At 66.2% G+C, this 12,384-nt stretch carries 1 protein-coding gene (cut by a window edge); it reads left to right on the top strand.

The features are described from left to right. Positions 1-12,384 carry the 3' end of a DnaJ domain-containing protein gene (locus AB0H93_RS13680; RefSeq protein WP_358572031.1) on the top strand. It extends 22,683 nt beyond the left edge of the window, so only the last 12,384 of its 35,067 coding nucleotides appear in the window; the start codon falls outside the window, past its left edge; it ends in the stop codon at positions 12,382-12,384.

Raw genomic sequence — 12,384 nt, 5'->3', positions numbered from 1 at the left:
AAGGTCAGCTCGTTGGAGGAAGCTCTCGGTGCCACTGCGGTGGAAGCGACGTACGAGCAGGTCCTGACGCATACGCGGGACCAGCCGGAGGGTTCCTTCGGGGCCGTGATTCTGAAGGGGAACCGGTTCGTGGCGCACGGCGTGCTGGTCGAGAGCCGCGGAAACGAAGCCCCGGTAGTCGTGGACCCGCATCGCGAGACGATCGCGGACGTCGACCCGAGCAAGGTCATCGGGTACATCCCACTGCTCGACACCGGCACGGCGCCGGTCGGTGGAAAGCGATTGAACCCGAGACTCTTGATCGGGGCGCCGGCCGGGACCGGGAGGGGCGGCCCCGATCCGCGCAGCGTGCTCGGCGAGCTGACCCAGCGGGTGAGTCAGGACAGCACCGCTGACACCGGCGGTCGGCGGGCTCATGCCGAACCGGTCAGCGCCGACGTGCAGCCCGACGTCCGCGGCGCAGCGGATGCGGGAGGGCCGCACACCGTCGATGTGCCGGCCCGGGAGTCCGAGATGAGCCGCGGGCGGGAGTTCGACCAGATCGACTCCGCCGCGCTCGCCGACCTGCTCGATGTCGAGAATTCCGGCGGCACGCAACAGGTTTCGGGATTGGCCGAGAAGCACGGCATGAATCGCGAGTGGGCGCGGGACGTGGTCGTCCGCGCAGTGGGTGCGCGGTTGCGCGCGGCCGAGCCACCCGCTGTTCCTGCCGCCATCGCCACCCTGTCCACGTGGGGTGTGACGGACCGCAGGCAGGCCACCGGTCTGGTCGAGGCCGCGGCCATCGCCGAGATCCGGGCGGCCGCCGACGCCGGCAGCCCCTACGGCCGCTCGGATCTGGTCGCCAAGTTCGGCGATCGCGATTGGGACGTCTCGGCCTGCATTTCCGCCGCGGTGGTCTTGGACGCGCGCGAGGCAGCGGCCTCTGGTCGGCCGCTCACTCCTGACGCGCTGGCCGGGAAACACCGGATCGAACCGGCCGAGTCGGAGAAGCTGATCGATGTCGCGGCGCTTGCGGACGTGCGCGAGGCGGTGAAAGGCGGCGGTTCTGTCAGCGTTGACGACCTGGCCGCCAGGTACGGCAGGAGCCGCAAGTGGGCGCATGCGGTGATCAACGCGGAGCCGTCCTGGTCGGGGCCGCTCGGAGATTCGCGGATCTCGCACGCGTTCCAGTTCACGAAGGACGTCATCCCCGCTCCGGCAAGCTCGGACGACGTGCGTGTGCGGGCGGCGGTGCGCACGGCAGCGGACGCCGGAGAGCCGCGGACCGCGGAAGATCTGGCCGAGGAGTTCGGCAAGAGCCTCCAATGGGCATTCGACCAGATCCACGCCGTCGCGCACGCGGATGTGATCGAGGCTTCGGGACGTGGGCACCGGTACGACGCGAAGGCACTGGCCGAGAAGTACGGCATGAACACCCGCTGGGCGCATCGCCAGATCACCAACGCGCTTGCCGTGGCGCACTTCGTGAAGGCAAACGCCGTTCGCGACGCCCTCGCGGCTGCCGACGTCGATCGGCCCTACTCGGCGGAGGCACTGGCGGACCGGCACGGGATCAGCGTCGAGAAGGCGGCCGATCAGATCGCCTACGCCGCGAGAAGCGATGCGATCGACGCCATGCGTGATGGCGTGCCTTACACGCCGGCGGAACTGGCGCAGAGGTACGCGATCAGCAAAGAAGCGGCCCGGAATGCGATCCGCGCCGCCGTGCGTGCCGCGGTGGAGCACTACGCCGGCATCGGTGAGCCGGACTCCGCTCGTGCGCTCGCCCGCAATTTCGGCGTCAGCATCATGGAAGCCGAGCACGAGATCAGGTCCGCTGCGGAGGCCGAGGTACGTGCGACGGTCGGCCCGCACAACCCGGACGATCTGGCCAAGCGGTACGGCAAGAGTCGGCGATGGGCGGTCGACCGGCTCGCCTCGCTCGTGCGCTCCGACGCGGAGACCGGTCTGTTCACCACCGAGGAACTGGCCGAGCGGTACGGCATCAGCCGCGAAGCGGTCGAGTACCAGCGTGGCCCGGCGGCGGCTTTCACGGATGCGCGCGAGGCGCACAACAGCGGCGCTACCACCAGTGCCGCGGACCTGGCGGACAGGCACGGCATCAGCGTCGAGGAAGCCGAGACCCAGATCGGCGCGGCCGGCGTGGCCGACGTGCGCGCCGCGCGGGACTGGATCCTCTTCGAGGACGGCTTGGCAACGGGAACTGGTGGCGAGGTCGCGCAGGTCAGCGTTGCGCCTGGTACTCCGTTGCGGCTCAGTTCCGTGATGAAGAGGCACGGTCTCACTCGCGAGCAGGCGATCTTCCCGGTAGCGGCCAACCTGGTGTCCAATTTGGCCAAGGGGAACTTCAAGCGCGAGAGTTCCGCTGCGGACTTCGCCGCGGAGTACGAGATCAGCGCGGCGGAGGCCGAAGTCCTGATCAACGCCGCCGCGGAGGCCGAGATCGCGAATGCGTGGCTGTCCCGTCGTCCGGTTGCCCCGGACGTTCTCGCCGAGAGGTACGGCAGAAGTTCGGAGTGGGCCACCGAGCGGATCGAAACCGCGGTGGTCAACGAGCTGCGCCACAAGGGTGCGCAGGTCCCGGTCCAGGTCCCGGAACCGGCCACGTACCTGAGCAGAGTGGCCGCGAGGTCCGGGGTGGTGGACAACCAGCGGGCGCTGGACCTGGTCAATGCCGCCGCACGGGCGGATGTGCGCGCGGCGGCGGATCGCGGGGAGCCGTACACGGCTGCGGAACTGGGCATGAGGTACGGCCTGGTCACCCGGTGGGCAGCCGATCGGATCTCGGAGGTCGTGCAGGACGATGTGCGTGCGGCGGCGGATCGTGGCAAGCCGTACACCACTGATGAGCTCGCCCGGAAGTACGGCATCAGTCAGGAGGAAGCAGCGGAGGCTGTGGTGGCGGCCGTCTTCGCCGATGCGCACGCGGCCCGCGACCGCGGCGAGCCGGGCGAGGTCGAGACGTTCGCCATGCGGTACGGCATCAGCCCCGAGACGGTGGAACGCCACATCGATGGCGTCATGCGGGCCGATGTGCGCGCGGCTGCGGAACGCCGTGCGCCTTACACCATTGCGGCATTGGCGACGAAGTACGGTGTGAGTCATCAGCGGGTCATAGCGCAGGTCGAGGCCGTCGCGCTCGAACACGTGGCAGATCTCGCGGCGACCGGGATGGGTCCGAACATTGCGCAGTTGGTCGAGAGGTTCGGGCAGAACCGTGGATGGGCCAAGCGCATCAGGCGCGATGCCGCGCTGGCCGGTATTCGGGCGGCGGCGGATCGCGGCGAACCGTGCGGAATCGACGCCGTCGAAGGCAGGTACCGGATCAACACGGACGAGATCCTGGGCCTGATCGGGGAGGTCGCACAGTCCGATGCACGCGAGGCGGCGAAGAACGGCGCCCCGTACTCCATTGAGGAAGTGGCCGCGAGGTTCCGCCCCTTCAGGTCCCCCCTCTCCAACTACCGGTGGGCGCGCGGCGTGATCGCTGCAGCGGCACGCGCCGATGTGCGCGCGGCGGCGGATCGCGGCGAGCCGTACACCCCGACGCAACTCGCCGAGCGGTACGGCATCGGCCGTCGGGAGGCCGAGTACGAGATGTCCGAGGCTGCGCTCGCCTATGCGCGCGAGTCCCGGAACGCGGGGAACCCCAGCACCGCGGGTGAACTCGTCGCGCTGTTCGGCATCACCCGCCGGCAGGCCGAAGCCCACGTCAACTACGCCCATCACGTGCCGGCGGATACCGATGTGGAGTCCGATTCGGAGTTCGATGCCGGTCTGCAGTCCGATTCAGATTCGGATTCCGATTGGGACATGGATGACGATCCGGATGTTCCTCTGCTGCAGGTTTCGGACTCCGATGACGATGCGGACAGCGACGTGCAGCCCGACCCGGAACCAGCCGAGGACGACGCGGACACCCGCATGCGGTCCGATTCGGAGTTCGAGAACGACGCGGATGACGACGCGCAGTCCGATTCCGAGTCCGATGACGGCTGGGACTGGTCGTACAACTCGGAATTCGTGGTCGCGGCCAACAGGTTCCCCGACGAGGAGAGCGCTGCCGCGTTCTTCAAGAAACACTTCCGGCGACTCCGGGGTGTGAACAGGGGCGGTCCCGCTCCGGGCGTGCCCGGGCGAAGCCAGAACTGCGCTCTGGCGTTGATCGCGGCCGCGCGGAGGCTCGCCGGTGGTGTCAAGGTCATCGCCGAAGAAGGCAGCCCGATGAACATCAGGGCGTTGGAGGCCCGCCTCGGGGCCGACGTCCAAGCGGTGGAAGCGACGTACGACGAGGTCCTGAGCCACACGAACATGCAGCCACCCGGCTCCTACGGAGCCGTGATCCTGCAGGAGCGCGCGGACAGCGATCTGGTGCACACCGTGATGGTGAAGCGAGGTGCGGACGACCAGATCCTCTTCGCGGACCAGCACGGCGAAACGATGGCGAACTTCAACCCGGGCAACGTCATCGGGTACATCCCGCTCGCCGAGACCGGCGCGGCGCAGATGGAAGACCGGGTGCGGCTGGACCGGAATCTCCTGGTCGGAGCACCGGCCGGCGCGCCCGGGTCGAGCCGATCCGGCCAACCGTCGTCTTCCGGGCGCTCGGTGAATCCCCACCGGACCGTCCCGGTGTGGACCGGTTTCGTGGATCCCGATGCCAAGGTGCGGGTGCGGGACAGGAGGACGGGCCAGGAGATCAAGGTCCGGATGAGCGACCTCGCGTACCAGCGGATGCGGGGTACCGGCCATGGCGTGTCGTTCAGGCGCGAGAAAAAGTACGACTTGAGCGGCGACTACCTCCGGACCATCAAGACGATGCCCGGGGAAGCACCCGCCGAAGCGGCACAACACCCCGACCGTCCCGGAACCACGACTGAGCAGAACACCTTCCACGTCGACATCGAGCACGACGTGAAGAGCTACGTCATGAGGTTGCAGAACGGTCGTTCGGTGGACGTCGAGGACAAGGCCCTCGGTGCAATCCTGATGAACCTCAGGGATGTCCAAGACCTCGCCGCCAGCGATCCCGACCTCAAGATCCGGTTGCTGACCTCGGACAACGTGGACCTGGGGAGCACTGCCAAGAGGCTGGCGAAATCCGGGTTCACCGGCGCGGTCGAAGGAACCCACGGCAAGGTGTCCCAGCTCCCGGACGGCCGCTTCGGCGTCTCCGACAACAAGGGCTGGATCGAGTACCGCAACGGCGAGAAGCGCCGAACCGGCAAGTACTCGCCGGAAAACCTCGCCAACATCAGGTTCTTCGAGCGCTTCCTCCCGGACGCCTCGTACATCCTGGACGCCGACGAGCCACTCGTCGGAAGAAGGTCTTCGGATGGCAAGGAGTTCACGTTCTACGCGCACGAGGTGGTGGCCCGCAAGCTCACCAGCGACAGCACCGGATGGGAACGGGTCAACGGCGTGACGTTGTCCCCTCCCGAAGAGCGGCACATCGACGAGGAACTCGCCGGCGAGCTCGACGGCATGCCTTCCGTGGCGCGAACCAGGTTGAACGAAGACAATGTGGGAGTTTTCGTCCGCAACGACGGAAGCCTCAACGATCTGTACAGCAGCGATCCGTTGAAACGGCTGGCGCCCAGTCCGTTCGCACCGGCCACTACCACGCTCACCCACCCCGACACCGGTGCTCAGGTCCAGGTGAAGGTAGGCCCGAACCTCTTCGCCGGACACGGCCGCGCGGATTACGCCGAGCTCCTCATCAGCCGCGACGGTGAGGAAATCGAGCTGCAGGTGTCCGGATCCACGCTGACCAAGGTGCAGTTCCAGCGGGAAGAGTTCCACCGCATGCATGCGGCGAACCCGAACGGCCGCATGCTGTTCATGTTCTGCCACGCCGCTGAGGGCACGGTGGCCGGTTTCGCGAACCGCCAACCCGAGCAAGCCGCGAGGCTGTGGCGGGACTCGGTGGCAACAGCACGCGAGCTTGGCTTCAAGAACATCTACGACGCCGGCCGGGGTGTCGTATTCGCGAACAACCCGGTCACTGCCGCGAACAACGCGGGCTGGGCCAGCAGCTACCTCGCCAAGGACGGCCGCGACGTCATCAAGGTGCACACGAGAACCCAGTTCAGCGCAGCAGAACTCAACAGCCGTCCCGAGTACACGCCGATCTCGAACACCGGATCCAGCTCCGCGCAGCGGCACGGCGGACCCATGCCGGAAGGCTTCGACCCGAGCCTTTACCGGCGCGGCCGGGCGAACCCCCACCGGACCGTGTCGGTGCAGGCCGATTTCCTGAACCCCAACCTCACGGTGGCGGCATACCACGGAAACCAGAAGGTCCGGATCGGGATGGCCGACCTCGCGTACCACCGGATGCGCGGGGACGGGGTCGGCATAGCGTTCACCCGCGACAACAGGTACGTCCTGAGCGGCGGCTACCTCCACACCATCAAGACGATGCCCGGAGAAACACCCGCCAGTGCCGCACAGCACCCCAACCGACCCGGAGCCGATGCCGGGGAATCCAGGAACGTCTTCCACGTCGACAACGACATCGACAGCTCTGGGCGGTACTACGCCATGCCGTTGCGAAACGGTCGCTCGGTGAACATCGACGGCACGGGCCTCGGCAAGATCCTGATGAACCTCAGGGGGATCGGCGATCTCGGCTACAACGATCCCGACCTCAAGGTCCGGTTGCTGACTCCGCACAGCAGGCAACTGGAGCGCGTTGTCCAGCAGATGGCGAAGTCGGGCTTCAGGGACGTGGTCGAAGGACCTCAGGGCGAGGTGTCCCAGCTTCCGGACGGCCGCTTCGGCGTTTCCGACAACAAGGGCTGGATCGAGAACCCCTCCAAGCTCTCGCACCAGGTCACCGGCAAGTACTCACCCGGCAACATCGCCAACATCGAGTTCTTCGAGCGCTTCCTCCCGAACGCCTCGTACATCCTGGACGCCGACGAGCCATTGGCCGGAATCCTGGATGGGTCGGAGTTCGAGTTCTACGCCCACGAAGTGGAGGCCTACGAGCTCACCAGCAGCAGCACCGGATGGATGCGGGTCAACGGCCTGACGCTGGTCCCCGAAATGCTGCAGGTCGACCAGCGTTTCGCCGCCAGGCTCGACTACGCGTACCACGTGTTGCGAACCAGGCCGAACGAGGACAACCTGGATGCCTTCGGAGGAACCGACAGGAAGTTCAGCCAGCTGTACGCACACGATCCGCTGAAGCGGCTGGTGACCAGTCCGTTCGTACCCGTCCTCACCACTCTCACCCATCCGGATACCGGTGCTCAGGTCCAGGCGACAGCGGGTCCGAACCTCTTCACCGCACACGGCCTCAAGAAGTCCGCCAAGCTCAAGATCAACCGCGGCGGCAGGAGCTACGAGCTGTCGGTGTCCGGGGCGACCTTGACCAAGATGCAGTTCCAGCGCGAGGAATTCCACCGCATGCACGCGGCGAACCCGAACGGCCGCATGCTGTTCATGTTCTGCCACTCCGCCAAGGACACGCAGTCCGGCTTCGCCGACGGCCAACCCGACGAAGCCGCGACGCTGCTGCGGGACTCGGTGGCGACCGCCCGCGAACTCGGCTTCGACAACCCCTACATCGCCGGCCGTGACATGGTGTCGGTGAACAAGATTCCGCTCGCCTCGAACAACGCGGGCTGGGTCACCAGCTACCTCCGAGGCGGCCGTGAACACATCGAGGTCCAGGAGGAAACCCGTTACAGCGCAGAAGAACTGGCGAAGATCCCCAAGTTCGTGCCGAAACCGAATTCCGGCCCCAGCAGCACAGCCCGGGGCGGGTCCGTACCGGTGTCATGGGATTTCGTGGACCCCGATGTCACGGTGCAGGCATGGGATGACAAGGGCCGGAAGACCAGAGTCCGGTTGGCCGACCTCGAGATCCACCAGATGCGGGGGTACGGACTCGGTGTCTCGTTCACGCGCGACAACAAGCTCAATGTGGGCGATAGTGATGACCAAACCGTTCCGACGATGCCCGGTGAAACGGCTGCCGAGGCCGCAAAGCACCGCAACCGACCCAAAATAGCGCCCGGACGAACCAAGAACGTCTTCAACATCGATATCGAAATCGACGGGGAGAAGTACGTCACGCCGTTGCGGGACGGTAGTGACGTTCGCGTCGACGACGAAGGCATCGCGACCATCCTGATGAACTCCGAGGAGTTCCGGTCGTTCTCCGATCACGGTCAGCACCTCAAAGTCCGGATGTGGACCTCGCGCAACGTGCTGCTGGAGCGCACCATCGGGAAGTTGGCGGGACTGGGATTCAAGAACTCGCTCGAAGGAACCCTGGGTGAGGTGTCCCAGTTGCCGGACGGCCACTTCGGCGTGTCCGACAACCAGGGCTGGACCGAGTACGACCACGTCGGAAACAGCCAGGTCCACAACAGGTATTCGCCGGGCAACATCGCCAACATCGAGTTCTTCGAGCGCTTCCTCCCGAAAGCCTCGTCCATCCCAGACGCCGACCAGCCGTTGACCGGAATCGACCAGGACAGCGGCGCGGAAGTCAAGTTCTACGCGCACGAGGTGCAGGTGGATGAGTTCACCACCAAGCGCGCAGGATGGAAACGGGTCAACGGCATGACGTTGGCCAGCGAAAACCTGGCCAGCGACCAGGAGTTCGCCGACGAGCTCGACATCACGAAAACCGTGGTGCGAACCAGGCCGAACGAGAGCGGCGAGCAAGCGTACGCCGACAGCGGGAAGAACTTCGACAAGCTGCACGGCAAGGATCCGTTGAAACGGCTCGCGCCCAGTCCGTTCGCGCCGGTCACCACCACTCTCACCCACCCCGACACGGGCGCTGAGGTCCAGGTGAAGGCGGGCCCGAACCTCTTCACCGGACACAGCCACGAGGATTACGCCGAGCTCCGCATCAACCGCGGTGGCAAGACCATCGGGCTGTACGTGTCCGGGTCAACGCTGACCAAGGTGCAGTTCCAGCGGGAAGAATTCCACCGCATGCACGCGGCGAACCCGAACGGCCGCATGCTGTTCCTGTTCTGCAGCGCTGCCGAAGGCACGGAGACCGGCTTCGCGAACCGCCAACCCAAGCAGGCCGCGGCGCTGCTGCGGGACTCGGTGGCAACGGCCCGCGAATTCGGCTTCGAGAACATCTACTACGCCGGCCGGGATGACGTGGGGGTGGCTCAAATGGCCACCGTCTTCAACAACGCAGGTTGGGCCAGCAGCTACCTCAAGGACGGCCGCGAACACATCGAGGTGCACGGGGAAACCCAGTACAGCGAGAAAGAACTCAAGAAGCTCCCCAAGTTCAAACCACGCTCGCTCTCCCGCCTCATCGGCTTCACCAGGCACGGCTCCGCCCACCAGACCGTGCCGGTGCGCCCCGATTTCCTGGACCCCGGTCTCAAGGTGCGGGCGTGGGACGGGGACCGGGAGACCACCATCCGGATGACCGACCTCGCGTACGCGATGATGCAGCAGAAACGCGGGGTGTCGTTCACCCGCGCCAACAAGTTCGACTTGACCGGCGACTACCGTCGGACCATCAAGACGATGCCCGGCGAAACGCCGGCCGAAGCGGCACGACACCCCAAGCGCCCCGCTCCGACGACCGAGCGGACCAAGGACGTCTTCCACGTCGACATCGACAGCGCCGGGCCGGGCCGGAAGTACGCGATGCCGTTGCGGGATGGTCGTGACGTGCGCATCGGCAGCGACGGCCTCGCCGCCATCCTGATGAACTTCGGCGAGTTGCGATATCTCTCCAGCGTCGCCCCCGCTCTCAAGGTCCGGTTGCTGACCTCGCGCAACGCGGAGCTGAACGCCACTGTCGAGCAGTTGGCGCGCTCGGGCTTCAAGGGCTCGGTCGAAGGAACCGATGGTGAGGTGTCCCAGCTGCCGGACGGCCGCTTCGGCGTGTCCGACAACCAGGGCTGGACCGAGTACGACCGCAGCGGAAAGAGGCAGGTCAACAACAAGTTCTCGCCTGGCAACACCGCCAACATCAAGTTCTTCGAGCGCTTCCTCCCGGACGCCTCGCACATCCTGGACGCCGACCAGCCGTTGACCACGCGCTTTCGCGACGAGGCCGGGTACGTTCGCGAGATCAAGTTCTACGCAGACGAGGTGGATCTCAAGCTCACCACCAGCACGAGCACCGGATGGGAACGGGTCAACGGCCTGACGCTGGTTCGCCGCCAGGGGCCGGCCGACGAGTTGGTCGCCGGGAATCTCGACAGCATGGATTCCGTGGCGCGAACCAGGCCAATGGAAGACGGCGTGGACGCTCTCCGCAACGAAAACGGAATCGGCTCCGTGGATCTGCATGACAGCGATCCGCTGAACCGGCTGGCGCCCAGTCCGTTCGCGCCGGTCATCACCACTCTCACCCATCCCGACACCGGTGCTCAGGTCCGGGTGAAGGTAGGCCCGAACTACTTCACCGGACACGGCTACAAGCACAGCGCCGAGCTCTACATCGGCGGCCTCGAGCTGGCGGTGTCCGGGGAGACTCTGGCCAAGTGGCTGTTCCAGCGGGAAGAGTTCCACCGCATGCACGCGGCGAACCCGAACGGCGGCATGCTGTTCCTGTTCTGCCACGCCGCCACGGACACGAAAACCGGTTTCGCGGACACCCAACCCAAGCAAGCCGCGACGCTGCTGCGGGACTTCGTGGCAACGGCCCGTGAACTCGGCTTCGACAACGTCGTCCACGCCGGCCGAGATGTCGTGGCAGCGAAGGTCCCGGTCATCGCCTCGAACAACGCGGGCTGGGTCAGCAGTTACCTCAAGGGCGGCCGCGAGTACATCGAGGTGCACGGGGAAACCCAGTACAGCCCGAAAGAACTCAAGAAGCTCCCCAAGCTCAAACCGGGCTTGCTTTCCCGCCTCATCGGCTCTACCCACCGCGGCTCGACGAATCCCGGCCGGACTGTCCCGGTGCGCTCCGATTTCCTGGACCCCGATGTCACGGTGCGGGCGTGGGACGGGGACCGGGAGACCACCATCCGGATGACCGACCTCGCGTACGCGATGATGCGGGGGGACGGGCACGGGGTGTCGTTCACCCGTGCCAACAAGTTCGACTTGACCGGCGGTTACCGTCGGACCATCGCGACGATGCCCGGCGAAACGCCGGCCGAAGCGGCACGGCACCCCAAGCGCCCGGATCCGGCGACCGAGCAGACCGAGGACGTCTTCCACGTCGACATCGACAGCGCCGGGCCGAGGCGGAAGTACGCGATGCCGTTGCGGGATGGTCGTGACGTGCGCATCGGCAGCGACGGCCTCGCCGCCATCCTGATGAACTTCGGAAAGTTCCGACTCGCCGTCCGTGCCCCTGGCGTCAAGGTCCGGTTGCTGACCTCGCACAACGCGGAGCTGAACGCCACTGCCAAGCAGCTGGCGGACTCGCGCTTCATCGGCTCGGTCGAAGGAACCGAGGGGGAGGTGTCCCAGCTGCCGGACGGCCGCTTCGGCGCGTCCGACAACCAGGGCTGGATCGAACACACCAATCGCTGGACGAGCCAGGTCAACAACAAGTACTCGCCTGGCAACATCGCCAACATCAAGTTCTTCGAGCGCTTCCTCCCGAAGGCCTCGCACATCCTGGACGCCGACCAGCCATTGACCGGAATCGACCAGGCCAATGGCAAGGAGGTCGAGTTCTACGCGCGCGAAGTGGAGGCTTTCGAGCTCACCAGCACCAGCACCGGATGGGCACGGGTCAACGGCCTGGCGCTGGATCTCGGCCAGCAGCTGCCCGACAAGTTGCTCGCCAAGAAACTCGACAGCATGGGTTCCGTGGGGCGAACCAGGCCGATGGAAGACGGCCCGACCGCCCTCCGCCACGAAGACGTGCACCGCCGGGATCCGTTGAAGCGGCTGGTGCCCAGTCCGTTCGCGCCGGTCACCACCACTCTCACCCACCCAGACACGGGCGCTCAGGTCCGGGTGAAGGCGGGCCCGAACCTCTTCACCGGCCACGGCAACAGGAAGACCGCCGCGCTCCGCCTGAAACGCGGCATCAAGCTGTCGGTGTCCGGGGCGACCCTGACCAAGGTGCTGTTCCAGCGGGAAGAGTTCCACCGCATGCACGCGGCGAACCCGAACGGCCGCATGCTGTTCATGTTCTGCCGGGCCGCCGAGGGCACGGAGACCGGTTTCGCGAACCGCCAACCCAAGCAAGCCGCGACGCTGCTGCGGGACTCGGTCGCAACAGCCCGTGAGCTTGGCTTCGAGAACATCTACGACGCCGGCCGTGATGACGTGTTCACGACCATTCCGGTCACCGCTTCGAACAACGCGGGCTGGGCCAGCAGCTACCTCAAGGACGGCCGCGAATACATCGAGGTGCACGGGGAAACCCAGTACAGCGCGAAAGAGCTCAAGAAACTCCCCAAGCCCAAACCGCGCTAG

This window comes from Saccharopolyspora sp. NPDC050642, from assembly GCF_040654735.1.
GTDB classification, from domain to species: domain Bacteria; phylum Actinomycetota; class Actinomycetes; order Mycobacteriales; family Pseudonocardiaceae; genus Saccharopolyspora; species Saccharopolyspora elongata.
Note: the sequence above shows the minus strand (reverse complement) of the source record. Positions and strands in the feature narration are given on the sequence as shown.